The organism is Blastococcus sp. TF02A-30 (assembly GCF_003319185.1).
Taxonomy (GTDB): Bacteria; Actinomycetota; Actinomycetes; order Mycobacteriales; family Geodermatophilaceae; genus Blastococcus.
Map to the genome: position 1 here is coordinate 50,638 of NZ_QOHJ01000007.1, position 16,187 is coordinate 66,824.

Below are 16,187 nucleotides of genomic sequence, written 5' to 3' on the forward strand. Positions count from 1 at the left end.
CCGTCAGCGCAGGCGGGCGGCCCCGGCTCCGGTGAGCCGGTCGAGCGCCGCCGTGCGCCCGGTCAGGAGCAGCAGCAGGGCCTCGATCGGCCCCTCGACCGGTTCGCCGTCCCCGGCCGCCCAGTCGGCGTCCGTGGCGGTCAGGCGCAGCCCGCGCAACCGGCGCCGGGCGGAGAAGGTGGTCGCCATCGGCCACGGCATCGTCCACACCCGGGTCGCCGCGGTCGCCGCGGCGTCGACCGGCATAGGACGGGACCGGCCCAGCGGCAGCGCGATGTCCTGGCCGTGCACCAGCACGTCGAGCAGCGGCTCGAGGTGGCTGACGCCCGGCGCGGTGCGCCGGGAACCGGCCATCGCCCGGATCTGCGCGACCAGCGCGGCCGGCGGCAGCTCGGCGTGCCGGACGGCGGTGTCGTGGATCATCCGCGGGAGGCTGCCGCGGGCACGGGCGAGGTCGACCGCCGCCCGGGCCGGGCCCGTGTGCGCGAGCGCGAGGTGCGCGACCACGTCGCGGACCCGCCACCCCGCGCACAGCGACGGGCGCTCCCACTCCTCGTCGGTCAGCCCGTCCAGCAGATCGGCGAGCTCCAGGCGCTCCCGGTCGATCGTGGTCCAGACGGCGTCGGCGTCCATCCTGCGGGTCGGCTGCGGTCCCATGGCGGGCTCCTGCGAGCTAGTACGATGATCGAACCAAAGTAGTTCGAAGCTCGAACCTCGGTCAAGAAGGAGGCCCGTGCCCGCCGACCCCGCTCCCGCTCCCGCTCCCGCTCCCGCCGAGCTGAACACCGGCCTGCTGCTGTTCATCGCCCACCGGGCGCTGGAGGACCGGGTCTTCCGGGCCCTCGCCGCGGCCGGCTTCGACGACTTCACGCTGGCCCAGGCCCGGGTGATGCAGCGCATCGGCCCGGACGGGACCCGCCTCACCGAGCTCGCCGAGGCCGCGCAGGTCACCAAGCAGACCGCCAGCCACCTCGTCGACCAGCTGGAGCGCACCGGCTACGTGCGCCGGACGCCCGACCCCACCGACGCGCGCGCCCGCCTGGTCCGGCTGGCCGACCGCGGCCGCGCCGCGCAGCCCGTGGCAGCGGCTGTCGTCGCCGACGTGGAGGCCGAGTGGCGGGCGCACCTGGGCGACCGGCGGTGGCAGCAGCTCCGCGGCGCCCTCACCGCGCTGCGGGAGATCACCGACCCCTACCGCTGACCCGGCCCGCGCAGCAGGAGCCGCATCCAGGCATCGGCGAGCCACTCGCGGAAACGTTCGGGCGACCAGCCGCGGGCGCTCACGAGCAGCGCGCGGTACTCGGGTGCGTTCATGCTCCACACGATGTCGGCGACCTCGTCGTCGCGGAGGTCCGTGCGGAGCTCCCCGGTGGCGCGCAGGTCGGCGGCGAGCATCCGCATGTTGGCCGCTCGCCGAGCATCGATCTCCGCCCGCAGCGCCGCGCAGTCGCGATCGCTGACGGCCGCCTCCGCCAGCGCACGGTGGATCGGGGCCAGGCGCACGCCGATGTCAGCCACGGCAGCGGCGTAGATCGTCAGCTTCTCGCGCGCGGACCGGGCAGCGCGCATGCGCACCACGTAGTCCCTCTGCGGTCCGGGCACCGCCCGATCGGTACCGGACAGGCTCGTCTCCACGAGCTCGCGCAACAGCTCCGGCTTGCGCCCCGCCGCCGCGTAGACGGTGTCGACCGCGACGCCGGCCCGTGCCGCGATCGCCGCGATCGAGGTGGCTGCGTAACCGCGCTCGGCGAACAGCTCGCGCGCGGCCGACAGGACGGCAGAACGGGTGGCGGCAGCCTGCTCCGCCCGCACGGCGGAGACGTACCGACGAGAAGCCTTGACGTCGTCCGGCACGCGGAGAACGCTAGCAGAATCCATCCGAAGCCAGTTCGGATCGATTTCAGGAGACCGTCATGGTGTACGCCTGGACGCAGGACCTCCCCATCGACGCCGAGTTCTACGGCCGCATCACCGGCCTGCTGGGCGACGCCCCCATGGACGGGCTGCTGCTGCACCTCTGCGTGCAGCTGCCCACCGGAGGGCTGCGCTACATCGACGTCTGGGAGAGCGAGGAGCAGTGCGACCGTGCCTTCGAGGAGCGGATCCACCCGGCGGTGGACGCCGCGTTCGGCGGGGCTCGGCCTCCGGTCGAACCCACGCGCGACCTGCTGGACGTGGTGGACGTCAGGGGCGCCGTCGCCGGGGCACGGGCCTGACGGTCAGCGCAACCGGCGCGAGGCGTCCGGCAGCTTCGCCGTGACGCCACGGGCGTCGAGCCACTCCATGAGCGGGACGGCGACCCGCCGGCTGGTGCCCCACGCCTGCCGCGCCTGGCTGAGCGTGAACGGCTGCGGCAGGGCGGCGAGCCGCTCGCGGGCGGCACCCTCGACCCCCGGCGCCAGGTAGACCGCCTCCGCGATCCGCACCAGCCGGCCGCTGCGCACCGCGGCGGCCAGCTCGCGCGGACCGAGACCCGCACCGGCCAGGTCCGGGGCCTCCGGGGCGGCGAACGGGTCGGCAGCCAGGCGCTCCCGGATCCGCTCGACCGCGGCGGCCACCGCCGGGGGCAGGGCGGCGTCGCCGTCGACCACCCGGCCGTCGCGCAACTCCAGCGGCGGGCGGACCAGCGGCGCGACCAGCTCGGCGTCGGGCAGCTCCAGCGCGCGGCGGACCACCTCGACCGGGGGCCCGGCCTCCAGCGGCCGCAGCCGCCGGTACCGCACGACGACGTCGGGGATGCGGCCCGCCAGCTCGTCGGCGAGGCCGGCCGCGAGGAGCCACGGACCGTGCACGGCCGCGCCCGCGGGCACCGGCCAGCCCATGGCGGCGAACTCCGCGGCACGCACGATCCGCCGGCGGGCGAGGTCCGCGGCGGCACCGGCGGCCCCCTCCCCCTGCGCGGTCAGCTCGGCGGCCCGCTGACGGGCGGCGCCCCGCCGCCGGAGCTCGGGCGGGGCGACGTCGCGCACGTCGGCGCCGAGCACCCGGCGGGCACCGGGGTCGCGCAGCAGCAGCCGGTCCCCCACCCGCAGCGGCAGCGGGGCGGCCAGCCGCAGCCGCACGGCGGCGCCGTCCAGCTGCCGGAGCCGGGCACCCACGGTGGCGGAGCCGACGTGCACCACGGGCTCCTCGGGGAGCCGGCCCTCCGGCACCCCGCGGAGGGTCACGTCGACCTCGGCGGTGGCCCGGAAGGCCCCCGGGGTGAGGAGCGCGTCGCCGCGGGAGAGCTCGTCGACGGCGACGCCGCGCAGGTTCAGCGCCACCCGCGCGGTCGCGGTCGCCCGCTCGACCGGGCGGCCCAGCGACTGGACACCCCGGACGGTGACCTCGCGCCCGCCCAGCAGCAGCCGGTCGCCCGGCAGCACCCTGCCGCCGGCGAGGGTGCCGGTGACGACGGTGCCGGCGCCCTTGATGGTGAACGCGCGGTCGATCCAGAGCCGGACCGGGGCGGCCGCATCGGGCGCGGGCAGCCCGGCGAGCAGCTGCTCCAGGGCCCCGGTGAGCTCAGGCAGTCCCTGCCCGGTCACGGCGCTGACCGCGACGCCCGGCACGTCGCCCAGGGAGGTCGCGCGCAGCCGCTCGCGCACGTCGGCCAGCACCGGTGCGGGGTCGACCAGGTCGGCCTTGGTCACCGCCAGCAGTGCGTGCCGCACCCCCAGCGCGTCGAGCACCGCCACGTGCTCGGCGGTCTGCGCCGACCAGCCGTCGTCGGCGGCGACCACGAGCAGCACGGCGGGGACCGGGCCGACCCCCGCCAGCATGTTGCCGACGAACCGCTCGTGCCCCGGGACGTCGACCACGGCGACGGTGCGGCCCGACGGCAGCTCGGTCCAGGCGAACCCGAGGTCGATGGTGAGCCCGCGCCGGCGCTCCTCCGCCCAGCGGTCGGGCTCCATGCCGGTGAGCGCGCGGACCAGGGCCGACTTGCCGTGGTCGACGTGCCCGGCGGTGGCCAGGACATCCATCCGGGGACCGGCGGTCACGTCCACCGGCGGGCCACCTCCAGCACCGCATCGGCCAGGTCGTCGTCGGCGGCCGGCGGCACGCTGCGCAGGTCGAGCAGGGTCCGGTCGTCGTCGACGTGGCCCACGACCGGGCGTGGGCCCCGGCGCAGCGGCTCGGCGAAGGCGGCCGGGAGGGCGACGGCGGCGCTGGGGAGCGGGTGCTCGGGCGCTCCTCCCCCGCCGACCCGGGCCTGCGAGTCGACGGCCTCGGCGGGCACGCCGGCGTCGGCCAGCCGGGCGGCGAGCGCCCGGGCCCGCCCGCGGAGCGTGCCGACGTCGGCGGCCAGCATCTCCGCGACCGGCGGGCGCGGCCCGCGCAGCGTCGCCTCGAGCGCGGCCAGGGTCGTCTTGTCCACGCGCAGCGCCCGGTAGAGCGGGTGCCGGCGCAGCCGCTGCACGAGCTCCGCGCGACCGAGCACCAGCCCGGCCTGCGGCCCGCCCAGCAGCTTGTCGCCGCTGGCGAGGACGAGGTCGGCACCGCCGGCCAGCGTGGACTGGAGGTCGGGCTCGTCGGGCAGCAGCGGGTGCGGCGCCAGCAGGCCGGACCCCACGTCGGCGACCAGGGGCACCCGGCTGCCCCGCAGCGCCAGGGCCAGCTCGTGCACGGGCACCTCTCGGGTGAAGCCGCGGACGACGAAGTTCGACGGGTGGACCTTGAGCACCGCACCGGTCTCGTCGTGCAGCGCGTCGCGGTAGTCGTCGACTGTCACGCGGTTGGTCGTGCCGACCTCGCGCAGGCGCGCCCCGGTGGCGGCGAGCAGCTCGGGGATCCGGAAGCCGTCGCCGATCTCGACCAGCTCCCCGCGGGCGAGGACCAGCTCCCGCCCCTGACCGAGGGCCGTGGCCACCAGGGCCAGCGCGGCGGCGCAGTTGTTCACCACGATCGCCGCCTCGGCCGCCGGGACGCGCTCCAGCAGGGCGCCGACCGCCCCCTCGCCTCGCGGACCCCGACGGCCGGTGCCCAGGTCGAGCTCGACGTCGGTGGTGCCGGCCGCCGCGGCGATCGCCTCGACGGCGGCCGCGGACAGCGGGGCGCGGCCCAGGTTCGTGTGCACCAGGACGCCGGTCGCGTTGAGCACCGGCTGGAGGCTGCTCGCCCGCTCGGGCAGCGCCGCGAGCGCCGCGTCGGCGGCGTCCTCGGGGCCGAGCTGCCCGTCGCGCACCTGCTGCTGCACCCGCAGGACGGCGTCCTTCACCAGGCTCCGACCCAGCCGCTCGGCCGCGGCAGCGAGCCGGGGCTCGGCCAGCAGGGCGTCGGTGCGGGGCACCCGTCGGCGCGGATCGGTGCTCATCGCCCCGCAGCGTATGTGCGGGGGAGGATTGGCGGAGGCGGACGGGAATCGAACCCGCCTGACCGAGCTGCTCGGTCACGTCGGCTTTAGAGGCCGCGGGGGCCACCAGACACCCTGACGCCTCCGCGTCGCAGCGTACGTGCCCGGAATTGTCGGTGCCCGGTGCCAGCATCCCCGCCGTGACCCGAACCGAGCCCCGCACCCCCGCGACGCTGCCGCCGGTCTCCCTCTCCCCCGAGGAGGCGGCCGCCGTCGCGGTCGCCCTCGCCGCCCGTCCCGACGGTCCCTACGCCGATGCCGGCCGGGGGGCGCTGGAGAAGGTGCTCGACGCGCTGGAGCCCGATCCGCGCCGGCGCGCACACCTGCTGGCCACGAGCCTGTGGGTGGCCGCCGAGGCGGAGCGGTCGGGCGAGGTGCGGCAGGTGCTGGAGCGGGGCGTCACGCAGGGCCGCGTGCTGGTGCTGCGCTACCGCGACGGGCAGGGCCGCGCCTCGCGCCGTGCCGTCGAGCCGCAGCTGCTGGCCCGCACCGGGGAGCACTGGTTCCTCGTCGCCTGGTGCCGCGAGCGCGAGGCGCTGCGCTGGTTCCGGGAGGACCGGATCGAGGCCGCGGAGCTCACCTCCGAGCCGGCCGCGAAGCGCGACCTCGCGGCGGTCGGGGCCCCGCCGTCGTCCAGCCACCCGGCCGGGCGGGCGCTGCGCCGCCGGTCCCCCGCCGACGAGACGCCGACTGCGCAGGCTGCGCCGGCGACCCCGCGCCTGCGGGTGCTGCCCGGAGGCCGCTCCTGATCCCTGGTGCTCCGCGGTCCGCAGCTACCGTCGACGCGTGACCACCGCGCCTGCTCGCACCCGCCTGACCCAGTACGCCCACGGCGGCGGCTGCGCCTGCAAGATCCCACCCGGCGAGCTGGAGTCGGTGGTCGCCGGGCTCACCGCGACGGGACCCGCGGCGCCGAACGCCGAGCTGGTCGTCGGGCTGGACGACGGCGACGACGCGGCGGTGGTGCGCCTGCCAGGCGGCCAGGGCCTCGTGCTCACCACCGACTTCTTCACGCCCGTGGTCGACGACGCCTACACCTTCGGCCGGATCGCCGCCGCCAACGCGCTGTCCGACGTCTACGCGATGGGCGGCACCCCCGTCGTCGCGGTCAACCTGCTCGGCTGGCCGCGGGACGTGCTGCCCGCCGAGCTCGCGGCCGAGGTGCTGCGGGGCGGGCTGGAGGTGGCCCAGGAGGCCGGCTGCCACGTCGGCGGCGGCCACTCGATCGACGACCCCGAGCCCAAGTACGGCATGGCGGTCACGGGCGTGGTCGACGTCGACCGCATCATCACCAACTCCGCCGCGGTGGCCGGGACGGCGCTGAGCCTGACCAAGCCGCTCGGCGTGGGCGTGCTCAACAGCCGGATGAAGGCGACCGGCGAGGTGTCGGAGGAAGCCGTCGCCTCCATGACCGCGCTGAACCGCGACGCCGGCCGGGCCGCGGTCGACGCCGGCATCCGGGCGGGCACCGACGTCACCGGTTTCGGCCTGCTCGGCCACCTCTACAAGATGGCCCGCGCCAGCGGGGTCACCGCCGTGGTCGACGCCTCCGCCGTGCCCTACCTGGCCGGCGCCCGGGGGGCCCTCGCCGAGGGCTTTGTCTCGGGCGGCACGCGACGCAACCTCGACTGGGTGCGCCCGCACGCCGACCTGTCCGCCGTCTCCGGGGACGAGGCGCTGCTGCTGGCCGACGCGCAGACCTCGGGCGGTCTGCTGCTCGGCGGCGAGGTGCCCGGCGCCCCGGTGATCGGCGAGTTCGTCCCGCGCCAGGACGCCGTCGTCGTCATCCGCTGACGGCTGGGCGGCGCGCCGTCACCAGCCAGGCGGCGGCGCCGACGAGCACCCCGTCCGGTCCCGCGCGGTCGGCCAGCCGGTCCCGGAGCCGCTGCAGCGCGGCCGTGCGCGCGGCCTCGTCGAGCCCGGCCAGCAGCCCCTGGGTCGGCCCGAGCGAGGTCATGAACGCGTAGGCGTCGTCGACGTCGGCCCCCAGGCGCTCCGGTTCGCGCACGTCCGCGAGGTCGACGTCGGTGAACCCCGCCGCGGTGAGCACGCCCCGGACGGTGCCCGGGTCGGCCAGCCCGAACGGCCCCGGGGCGCCCGGCGCAGGAGCCGGCAGCGGACGGCCGGCGGCGAGCGTGTCGAACAGGACGCCGAGCCACTCGTTCCGGGCGAGCTCCTGCCAGACGAGCAGCGCCAGGCGTCCGCCCTCCCGCAGCGCCGACGCCAGGTTGGCGAAGGCGGCACGCGGGTCGGCGAAGAACATCACCCCGAAGCGGCTGAGGACGACGTCGAACGACGCGGGCGCGAAGCGGTGCACCTGCGCGTCGCCCTGCACGAAGGTCACGTTGGCCAGCCCGGCGTGCTCGGCGCGCCGGCGGGCCGCCTCCAGCAGCGGGCCGGAGATGTCGAGGGCGGTCACGTGCCCGTGCTCCGCGAACCGGGCGGCGGCGACAGTGGAGACGCCCGCGCCGGAGCCCACGTCCAGCACCCGGTCACCGGGGCGGATCCCCGCCGCGCGCAGCAGCCACGGGTCGAACCGCGCGCTCGCCGCCTCGTACCGATCGGCGTTGACGACCCAGCCCCGGACGTCGTCGCCGTTCCAGGCGCGGAACTGGTCGGCGTTGGCCTCGGCGACGAGCGGTGCCCGCGCCGGCGCAGGGTCGGTCATGCACCGGGATCGTCCCCGCTCCCGGGCCGGTCGCCCAGCCCTGCGTGCGCGGCCCGACGTCGCCGCTGGTCGGCTGCTCGGTTAGCGTCCGGACATGCTCGCTGCCTTCGTCTCGACGCCCGCCCCGAAGGACCCGCTCTCCGTGCTGGAGATCGGCGAGCGCCCGGAGCCGGAGGCGCCCGACGGCTGGACGACGATCCAGGTGAAGGCGGTGTCGCTCAACCACCACGACCTGTTCAGCCTGCGCGGCATCGGCCTCCCCCAGGAGCGGATGCCGATGATCCTGGGCACCGACGCCGCCGGGATCGACGAGGACGGCAACGAGGTCGTCGTCCACGGGGTGATCTCCAGCCCCGACTGGACCGGTGACGAGACGCTCGACCCCAAGCGCTCGCTGCTGTCGGAGGTGCACCAGGGCTCGATGGCGGAGAAGGTCGCCGTCCCCCGGCGCAACCTGCTGCCCAAGCCGCCCGAGCTGTCCTTCGCCGAGGCCGCCTGCCTGCCCACGGCCTGGCTCACCGCCTACCGGATGCTGTTCGTGAAGTCGGGGCTGCGCCCGGGGCAGACGGTGCTGGTGCAGGGCGCCAGCGGCGGCGTCGCGACCGCGCTCGTCGTGCTGGGGCGGGCCGCCGGCTACCGGATCTGGGTCACCGGGCGCACCGAGGAGAAGCGGGCGGCCGCGCTCGCCCTGGGTGCCGAGCAGGCGTTCGAGTCCGGTGCCCGGCTGCCCGAGCGGGTGGACGGCGTCATGGAGACCGTCGGCGACGCGACCTGGAGCCACAGCATCAAGTCGCTCAAGCCCGGCGGCGTGATCGTCACCTCCGGCGCCACCACCGGCTTCAACCCGGGCGCCGAGCTGAACCGGGTGTTCTTCACCCAGCTGTCGGTGATCGGCTCGACGATGGGCACGAAGCCCGAGCTCGAGGCGCTCATCCAGATGTGCCGGGTCACCGGCGTGCGCCCGCAGATCGACGTCGAGCTGCCGCTGGCGCAGGCGCGCGAGGGCTTCGAGCGGATGCTCGAGGGGCGCACGAACGGGAAGATCGTCTTCACCCTGTAGCCGTGCCCGCCCTGAGCGTGCGAAGGGTGAGGAGGACGGGATCCTTCGTCAGTGGACGACCTTGAGGCCGACGACGCAGCCGACGATCCCGGCGAGCAGCAGCAGCCGCACCAGCGAGACCGGTTCCGCGCCGGTGACCATCGCGTAGACGACGGTGAGGACGGCGCCGATGCCGACCCAGACGGCGTAGGCGGTGCCCAGCGGCAGTTCCCGCATGGCGTAGGCCAGCCCGCCCATGCTCAGCACCAGGGCGACGGCGAAGAGCACCGACGGCCAGAGCCGGCTGAACCCCTCGGACCGGTCGAGCGCGGCAGCCCAGACCGCCTCGAGCACCCCGGACACGACCAGCACGATCCACGACATGGCGTACTCCTCCGGCGCCGTCTTGTCGCACACCGGGTACGGCACCCCTCGTCCGGGAGCCGGAGGACGGCTCGCCTCCACCATGGCACACGGTCACCAGCGAGGCCCGCGAGGTCGCGGAGCACCGGGCTGCGCGACGAGCTCAGGCTGGCGCTGAACTCCTGACCGCCGGACCGCGGAGCAGCACGGCAGCCGCGACCGCGGCCAGCGCGGCGGCGACCGCCGCGCCGGCGAACACCGTGTGCAGCTGGGTGAGCAGCGCCGCGTCCGTGGCCGCCTCGTAGACCGCGCAGTCGGTCGGTGACTGCGGGCAGAGCTCGAACGGCGACCCGATGGCGTCGACCTCGGCGGTGAACCGGCGCAGCGCGACGGCGGTCAGCAGCGAGAGCCCGACCAGCATGCCGATGGTGCGCGCGACGACCGAGAGCGCGCTCGCGCTGCCGTGGACGCCGGGGTGGGTCACCGCCAGCAGGACGGCGTTGACCGGCGCGATGGCGAGGCCGAAGCCGAGGCCCGCCGCCAGCAGGACGACCCAGGACCCGGCGCCGTCCAGCGACCGCTCGTCCCAGCCGGTCATCGCGACCAGGGCGACCGCCGTGGCCGCCATCCCCGCGGCCGCCACCCACCGGGCGGCGACGAACCGGCACAGCCAGCCCCCCAGGAGCGCCCCGACCGGGACGGCGACCAGCAGCCGCAGCAGCACGAGGGCGGCGCCGAGCTGGTCGCCGGGCGTGGTGGTCGCCCGCGCGAACAGCGGGACGTCGACCAGCGCCGCCACCAGCGCCACGCCGACCAGCAGGTTGACCACCAGCGCACCCCAGGCGCCGACCGGCCGCAGCGCCGCCAGCGGCAGGACCGGTGCCGGCGCCCGGCGCTCGTGCAGCACGAACGCGACGGCGGCCAGGGCGGTCACCGGCAGCAGCACCCAGCCGTGCGCCACCACCTGGACCGACGGATCGGCCGCCGCGAACGCCCAGACGAAGGCACCCAGCGCGACCACGACCAGCAGCGACCCGAGCACGTCCACCTCGGCGGCCAGCCGGCGCAGCCCGCGCAGCGGCAGCACCGCGCGCCGGGGTACGAGGAGGCTGCGGGCGACCAGCCCGAGCGCCGCTCCACCCGACACCAGCAGGAGGGGCGTCGTCCACGACCAGGCGTCGACGACGGGCACGTAGAGCAGCCCCCAGTCGACGTCCTCGGCGAGCGCCGCCGGCGCCGCCAGGTGCAGCGCCAGCGCTGCGGCCGCGAGGACGGCGAGCACCAGGCCGAGCGGATCGGGCCGGCCGGCCCGACCGGAGAGCAGCACGCCGGCGGTGAGCGCGAGGCCGAGCAGCAGGTTCAGCCAGAAGATGGCCCGCCAGTCGGCCACCGCCAGCACCGCGGCCCCGGCGAGTGGGCCGAGCACCGCACCGGCCTCCTGCACCGCGCCCACCACGCCCAGCGGCAGCGCCCGCCGCTCCGGCGGCCACCGGTCGGCGACCAGCGCGAGCGTCGCCGGCACCAGGCCGCCGGCGCCGATGCCCTGCAGCACCCGGCCCAGCACCGCCGGGCCGAGCGCGTCCGCCGTCGCGGTCAGCAACGAGCCGAGGGCGAACAGCAGGAGGCACCCCGCCAGCACGGGGACGCGACCGCGCAGGTCGGCCAGCCGGCCCAGCAGCGGCAGGGTGGCGGTGTAGCCGAGCAGGAAGCCCCCGACGATCGGCGTGGCCCGCTGCAGCTCGTCCAGCGAGACCCCGACGCCGTCCAGGATGTCGGGCAGTGCCAGGACCACGACGTACGTGTCGGCGGCGGTGACCAGCACCGCGAGCGTGGCCAGGGCGATCAGCGGCAGACCCGGCAGCGGCCGGGTCGGGGCGTCAGCCGGGGACGGGCGCACTGATCTCGACGTCGGCGCCGAAGTCGCTCAGCTCGAGGACGTACGTGGCGTCGGTGCCGGCCTCGAAGAACGGACCGGTGAGCTCCACCCGGCGCAGTTCACCGCTCTCCGTCGCCACCGAGATGCGCGCCTGCACCGGCCGGCTCGGGTCCTCGCTGGTGAGGATCTGCTCGACCAGGTCGCCGGGCAGGTCGGCGGTGACCTCGCGGACCACCTCGCCGTCGACCCGGCGCTCCTCCCCCAGCTCGGCCCGCTCGGCCTCGGCCAGCAGCTGGGAGATCCCGGTCTCGGGATCGAGCAGCTCGCCGGGGTCGCCGAAGCCGAACTGCGCGGGGTCGATGACGCTGAACTCGGAGGTGAACGGCAGCATCGCGTAGACGGTGCCGTCCACCGAGACGACGTCCAGGTCGATGGTCGAGCCGAGCGCGGTCACCTGCAGCGTGCCCTCGAACGAGGCGGGCCGGGCGACGTCGCCCTCTCCCCCGACCAGCTCCGTGCCGGTGTCCGGGGCGCCCTCGCTGTCCAGGACGAAGTGCAGCGTCTCGGCGTCGTCCAGGGCCTGCTTGGCCCGCTCGAGCAGCTCGGTCGCGGACTCCTCGGGCTGGTCCTCGCCCTCGCAGCCGGCCAGGACCGGACCGGCGGTCAGCGCGAGGGCGAGCAGCGGAACGGCCCGTCGGCGCAGCAGCATGGCGTCCTCCCCGTCGGCCGGGAGCTCCGGCGTACCGACGGCGGACAGTAGCGCGCCGCCCGCGTCAGCTCGCGGCAGCGCTCCGGGCAGCGCTCCGGGCGGCGCTCCGCGCGGCGATCCGCGCGGCCAGCGTGGCCCGGTTGCGCTCGGGGAACGTGTCCAGCGCCGGTGCCAGCTCCGCCACGCGGGACTTCTGCGTCGTCCAGGCGCGGAAGGTCAGCCCGACGGTCACACCGTGGTCGGGGCGGTGCACGACCTCGACGGCGTCCCCGGCCCCGATGTCGCCGGTCTCCAGGACGCGCAGGTAGGCGCCGCTCGCGCCGCGCGCGGTGAACCGCTTGACCAGCTGGGGCTCGTCCCAGAACCGGGCGAAGTTGGCGCACGGGATCCGCGGCGCGGTGACCTCGAGCAGCGCCGTCCCGACCCGCCACCGCTCGCCGACGACGGCGCCGGTGAGGTCGACGCCCGTCGTCCGCAGGTTCTCGCCGAAGCGGCCCGGCGGCAGCTCGCGGCCGAGCTCGGCGATCCAGAAGTCGGCGTCCTCCTGGGCGAAGGCGTAGACCTGCTGGCCGTCGCCGCCGTGGTACTTGCGGTTGACCTGGACGTCGCCGTCCAGACCGGCCTCGCCGACGGCGACGCGGCCGCCCACCGGCCGCTTGTCGATGCCGCTGCGGTTCGGCTTCCGGTCGGGCAGCGGCAGCAGGTCCGCGCCCGAGACGCAGACCGCCTCGACCCGGGCGGTCACTTCTTGGAGGCGGTCGACTCGTTGGTGGAGAGCGCGGCCACGAAGGCCTCCTGGGGGACCTCGACGCGGCCGACCATCTTCATCCGCTTCTTGCCCTCCTTCTGCTTCTCCAGCAGCTTGCGCTTACGGGTGATGTCACCGCCGTAGCACTTGGCGAGCACGTCCTTGCGGATGGCGCGGACGGTCTCGCGGGCGATGACCCGGGAGCCGACGGCGGCCTGGATCGGCACCTCGAACTGCTGCCGCGGGATGAGCTCGCGCAGCTTGCCGGCCATCATCACGCCGTAGCTGTAGGCCTTGTCCTTGTGCACGATCGCGCTGAACGCGTCGACGGCCTCGCCCTGCAGCAGGATGTCCACCTTGACCAGCTGCGACTCCTGCTCGCCGGCCTCCTGGTAGTCCAGCGAGGCGTAGCCGCGGGTGCGCGACTTCAGGGCGTCGAAGAAGTCGAAGATGATCTCGCCGAGCGGCAGCGTGTAGCGCAGCTCGACGCGGGACTCGCTCAGGTAGTCCATGCCGCCCAGCTGCCCGCGCCGGCCCTGGCACAGCTCCATGATCGCGCCCGTGTAGTCGCTGGGCGCGATGATCGTGGCGTTGACGATCGGCTCGAAGACCGTGTCGATCTTGCCCTCGGGCCAGTCGCTGGGGTTGGTCACGGTGATCTCGGTGCGGTCCTCCATGACCACGCGGTAGACCACGTTCGGCGCGGTCGAGATGAGGCTGATGCCGGCCTCGCGCTCCAGCCGCTCCCGGACGATCTCCAGGTGGAGCAGGCCGAGGAAGCCGACGCGGAAGCCGAAGCCCAGCGCCGCCGACGTCTCCGGCTCGTAGGTGAGCGCGGCGTCGTTGAGCAGCAGCTTGTCCAGCGCCTCGCGGAGCAGCGGGTAGTCGCTGCCGTCGATCGGGTAGAGGCCGGAGTAGACCATCGGCTTGGGGTCGCTGTAGCCGCCGATCGGCTCGGCCGCCGGCTTGTGCTGGTGGGTGACGGTGTCGCCGACCCGGGACTGGCGGACGTCCTTCACGCCGGTGATGAAGTAGCCGACCTCGCCGACGCCGAGGCTCTCGACCGGCTTGGGCTCCGGGGAGATGACGCCGATCTCGAGCAGCTCGTGGGTCGCGCCGGTGGACATCATCTTGATCCGGTCGCGGGCGGAGATCCGGCCGTCGACGACGCGGACGTAGGTGATGACGCCGCGGTAGATGTCGTAGACGCTGTCGAAGATCATCGCGCGGGCCGGGGCGTCGGCCTCGCCGACCGGCGCGGGGATCTGGGCCACGATGGCGTCGAGCAGGGCGGGGACGCCCTCGCCGGTCTTGCCGCTGACCCGCAGCACGTCCTCGGGCTCGCAGCCGATGATGTGCGCGATCTCGGCCGCGTACTTCTCCGGCTGGGCGGCCGGCAGGTCGATCTTGTTGAGCACCGGGATGATCGTGAGGTCGTTCTCCATGGCCAGGTACAGGTTGGCCAGGGTCTGCGCCTCGATGCCCTGCGCGGCGTCGACCAGCAGCACGGCGCCCTCGCAGGCGGCCAGCGAGCGGGACACCTCGTAGGTGAAGTCGACGTGCCCGGGGGTGTCGATCATGTCGAGGACGTACTCGGTGTCCCCGACCTTCCAGGGCAGGCGGACGTTCTGCGCCTTGATGGTGATGCCGCGCTCGCGCTCGATGTCCATGCGGTCGAGGTACTGGGCGCGCATCTGCCGGGCCTCGATGATCCCGGTCACTTCCAGCATCCGATCGGCCAGCGTCGACTTGCCGTGGTCGATGTGGGCGATGATGCAGAAGTTCCGGATGAGGGCCGGATCGGTGGTAGCAGGAGTCGTCACAGTGCCGCCATCGTCCCACGTCCTCGTTGCCGGTCGACCCACCGGCGTGCGGTGGTGTGCCGGGCGTCGCCGACCCGCGGGTTGGGGTGCCCGGCCGGACGCTGGTATCTTTGCAGGCCGGTCCGTGTGCGCGACGCCCTGCGTCGCCACTGCACGCGGACGCCGAACTTAGAACGACTGTCAGAAGTACTTCCTCCTGTCGAGACACCGAGGCTCACGCGTGGCGAACATCAAGTCCCAGATGAAGCGGATCAAGACCAACGAGAAGGCGCGTCAGCGCAACGTTGCCGTCAAGTCCGCCCTGAAGACGGCCGTCCGGCGGGTCCGCACGGCCGCCGAGGCCGGGGACGCCGCTGCTGCGACCGAGGCCATGAAGGACGCCAACAAGGCGCTCGACAAGGCCGCCAGCAAGGGCGTCATCCACAAGAACCAGGCCGCCAACCGCAAGTCGGGTCTGGCGAAGCTGACCGCCGGTCTCTGATCCGGCCGCCGCGCCCTCGCGGCGCGGTCGTCGAACGAGCCCCCTGTCCCAGCCGGGACCGGGGGCTCGTTCGCGTTCCGGGGGTGCCGGGGGTCAGCGGCCGGCGACCCGGCCGCGGCCCGTCTCGGCGCGGATGGCGACGATGCGGCGCACGGCGCGCTCGAGGGCGTAGTCCGCGCTCGCCGCGGCGCCCTTCACATCGGCGTTGAGCTCGGCGGTCACCCGCATGGCCTGCTGCAGCCCGTCGATGCTCCAGCCGCGCGACTGGGACTGGGCCTTCTTGACCTTCCAGGGCGGCATCTTGAGCGTGCGGGCCAGCTCGCCGGGGTTGGTGGAGCTCAGCGAGCTCACGCGGGCGGCGGTCCGGACGCCGTCGGCGATCGCATCGGCGATGAGCACGTGCGCGACACCGCGCTGCAGCGCCCAGCGCAGCGTCTCCAGGGAGCCCTGCCGGTCGCCGACCAGCACCCGCTCGGCGACGGTGAACCCGGTGACCTCGGCCTGCCCGCGGTGGAACCGGGCGACGGCGTCGGCGTCGATGGAGCCGCCGAAGTCCGACACCAGCTGGCCGGCGGCTGCGGAGAGCGCCCGGAGGTCGTTGCCGACCGCCTCGACGAGCGCGCTCACCGCGTCGGCGGTGATCCGCCCGCCGAAGGTCCGGACCTCGTTGCGCACGAAGGCCATGCGGTCGCCTGCGGAGCTGATCTTCGGGCACTCGTCGACGGCGGCCCCGGCGGTGGTGAAGGCCTTGACCAGGGCCTCGTTCCGCTTCCCACCGCCGTGCACGAGCACGAGCGTGATGTCGGGGTCGGGGTCCTTGGCGTAGGCGGTGAGCGCGTCGGCGAGCGCGCCGGCGGCCTCGTGCACGCCGACGACGACCACCAGCCGGTGACCGCCGAACAGCGAGGGGGCCAGCACGTCGGCCAGCTGCCCCACCGGCAGGCCCTGGGCGGCCAGTTCGTGCAGCTCGGCGTCGGGGTGGCGGTCGAGGACGGCGGACCGCACCGCGGAGACCGCGCGCGACCTCAGCAGCTCCTCCTCGCCGTGGACGACGCGCAGCCGCGACGTGGGCGGCACGGCAGCAGCGGCAGGCACCCCTGCATGGTGTCACGCGGTACCGACGGCCCCGGGACGCTCGCCTCCAC

17 protein-coding genes, 1 tRNA gene and 1 riboswitch are annotated in these 16,187 nt (G+C 75.2%); of the genes, 6 read left to right on the forward strand and 12 right to left on the reverse strand.

Annotation, left to right across the window (positions count from 1 at the left end; genetic code table 11):
- Positions 1-3: 3 nt before the first annotated feature.
- Positions 4-657: a maleylpyruvate isomerase family mycothiol-dependent enzyme gene (locus DQ241_RS16290; RefSeq protein ID WP_233492501.1), complete on the reverse strand. Its 654-nt coding sequence runs from the start codon at positions 655-657 to the stop codon at positions 4-6.
- A gap of 76 nt (positions 658-733) precedes the next feature.
- Here DQ241_RS16290 and DQ241_RS16295 point away from each other — a divergent pair, with 76 nt between their 5' ends.
- Positions 734-1,201 carry a MarR family winged helix-turn-helix transcriptional regulator gene (locus tag DQ241_RS16295; RefSeq protein ID WP_113831265.1) on the forward strand — a complete coding sequence of 156 codons (468 nt, stop codon included), beginning with the start codon at positions 734-736 and terminating at the stop codon, positions 1,199-1,201.
- Here DQ241_RS16295 and DQ241_RS16300 read toward each other — a convergent pair.
- Positions 1,192-1,854, reverse strand: coding sequence for a TetR family transcriptional regulator (locus DQ241_RS16300; protein ID WP_199584637.1), 663 nt, complete (start codon positions 1,852-1,854; stop codon positions 1,192-1,194). The two genes, DQ241_RS16295 and DQ241_RS16300, sit on opposite strands and share 10 nt — an antisense overlap.
- A gap of 59 nt (positions 1,855-1,913) precedes the next feature.
- Between DQ241_RS16300 and DQ241_RS16305 the strand changes: the two genes are divergently transcribed.
- A complete protein-coding gene (locus tag DQ241_RS16305) occupies positions 1,914-2,216 on the forward strand; it encodes a hypothetical protein (RefSeq protein WP_113831267.1) in 303 nt (100 codons plus the stop codon).
- 3 nt (positions 2,217-2,219) lie between these two features.
- Here the strand turns inward: DQ241_RS16305 and selB are convergent, their stop codons facing one another.
- The 3 genes from selB to DQ241_RS20650 form a co-directional block, all read right to left on the reverse strand.
- Positions 2,220-3,983, reverse strand: coding sequence for a selenocysteine-specific translation elongation factor (gene selB / locus DQ241_RS16310; protein WP_233492502.1), 1,764 nt, complete (start codon positions 3,981-3,983; stop codon positions 2,220-2,222).
- Entirely contained in the window at positions 3,980-5,296 is a 1,317-nt protein-coding gene (selA, locus tag DQ241_RS16315) for an L-seryl-tRNA(Sec) selenium transferase (RefSeq protein WP_113831268.1), read from the reverse strand. The genes selB and selA overlap by 4 nt, the downstream gene beginning before the upstream one ends.
- Positions 5,297-5,325: 29 nt before the next feature.
- A tRNA-OTHER gene (locus DQ241_RS20650) sits at positions 5,326-5,421 on the reverse strand.
- A gap of 54 nt (positions 5,422-5,475) precedes the next feature.
- On the opposite strand from DQ241_RS20650, the gene DQ241_RS16320 reads away from it, so the two are divergent.
- On the forward strand, positions 5,476-6,084 hold the full coding sequence (locus DQ241_RS16320; protein WP_158545950.1) for a YafY family protein: 609 nt from the start codon (positions 5,476-5,478) through the stop codon (positions 6,082-6,084).
- A gap of 37 nt (positions 6,085-6,121) precedes the next feature.
- Positions 6,122-7,129 carry a selenide, water dikinase SelD gene (selD, locus tag DQ241_RS16325; RefSeq protein WP_113831270.1) on the forward strand — a complete coding sequence of 336 codons (1,008 nt, stop codon included), beginning with the start codon at positions 6,122-6,124 and terminating at the stop codon, positions 7,127-7,129.
- On the opposite strand, the gene DQ241_RS16330 is transcribed toward selD, so the two are convergent.
- Positions 7,119-8,003, reverse strand: coding sequence for a class I SAM-dependent methyltransferase (locus DQ241_RS16330; protein WP_113831271.1), 885 nt, complete (start codon positions 8,001-8,003; stop codon positions 7,119-7,121). The genes selD and DQ241_RS16330 overlap by 11 nt on opposite strands.
- A 94-nt stretch (positions 8,004-8,097) precedes the next feature.
- Here DQ241_RS16330 and DQ241_RS16335 point away from each other — a divergent pair, with 94 nt between their 5' ends.
- The gene (locus tag DQ241_RS16335) at positions 8,098-9,063 is read left to right on the forward strand and encodes a zinc-binding dehydrogenase (protein WP_113831272.1); all 966 of its coding nucleotides are present in this window, start codon (positions 8,098-8,100) and stop codon (positions 9,061-9,063) included.
- Positions 9,064-9,111: 48 nt separating this feature from the next.
- Here DQ241_RS16335 and DQ241_RS16340 read toward each other — a convergent pair whose 3' ends face one another.
- The 5 genes from DQ241_RS16340 to lepA form a co-directional block, all read right to left on the reverse strand.
- Complete coding sequence (locus DQ241_RS16340; protein ID WP_255410997.1) at positions 9,112-9,459, reverse strand: multidrug efflux SMR transporter; 348 nt, start codon at positions 9,457-9,459, stop codon at positions 9,112-9,114.
- Positions 9,438-9,502, reverse strand: a riboswitch (guanidine-III (ykkC-III) riboswitch). (Overlaps the previous gene by 22 nt.)
- A 66-nt stretch (positions 9,503-9,568) precedes the next feature.
- Complete coding sequence (locus tag DQ241_RS16345; RefSeq protein ID WP_113831274.1) at positions 9,569-11,302, reverse strand: MFS transporter; 1,734 nt, start codon at positions 11,300-11,302, stop codon at positions 9,569-9,571.
- Positions 11,283-11,990 (reverse strand): LppX_LprAFG lipoprotein, encoded by a 708-nt coding sequence (locus DQ241_RS16350; protein ID WP_113831275.1) that lies wholly within the window; start codon positions 11,988-11,990, stop codon positions 11,283-11,285. Before DQ241_RS16350 ends, DQ241_RS16345 begins: the two co-directional genes overlap by 20 nt.
- Positions 11,991-12,054: 64 nt before the next feature.
- Positions 12,055-12,735: an MOSC domain-containing protein gene (locus tag DQ241_RS16355; protein WP_113831276.1), complete on the reverse strand. Its 681-nt coding sequence runs from the start codon at positions 12,733-12,735 to the stop codon at positions 12,055-12,057.
- Positions 12,732-14,561 carry a translation elongation factor 4 gene (lepA, locus tag DQ241_RS16360; RefSeq protein ID WP_113831277.1) on the reverse strand — a complete coding sequence of 610 codons (1,830 nt, stop codon included), beginning with the start codon at positions 14,559-14,561 and terminating at the stop codon, positions 12,732-12,734. The genes DQ241_RS16355 and lepA overlap by 4 nt, the downstream gene beginning before the upstream one ends.
- 220 nt (positions 14,562-14,781) lie before the next feature.
- On the opposite strand from lepA, the gene rpsT reads away from it, so the two are divergent.
- Positions 14,782-15,042 carry a 30S ribosomal protein S20 gene (rpsT, locus tag DQ241_RS16365; RefSeq protein ID WP_113831278.1) on the forward strand — a complete coding sequence of 87 codons (261 nt, stop codon included), beginning with the start codon at positions 14,782-14,784 and terminating at the stop codon, positions 15,040-15,042.
- A 93-nt stretch (positions 15,043-15,135) separates the two neighbouring features.
- On the opposite strand, the gene holA is transcribed toward rpsT, so the two are convergent.
- Positions 15,136-16,137, reverse strand: coding sequence for a DNA polymerase III subunit delta (gene holA, locus DQ241_RS21150; RefSeq protein WP_233492503.1), 1,002 nt, complete (start codon positions 16,135-16,137; stop codon positions 15,136-15,138).
- Positions 16,138-16,187: the final 50 nt, after the last annotated feature.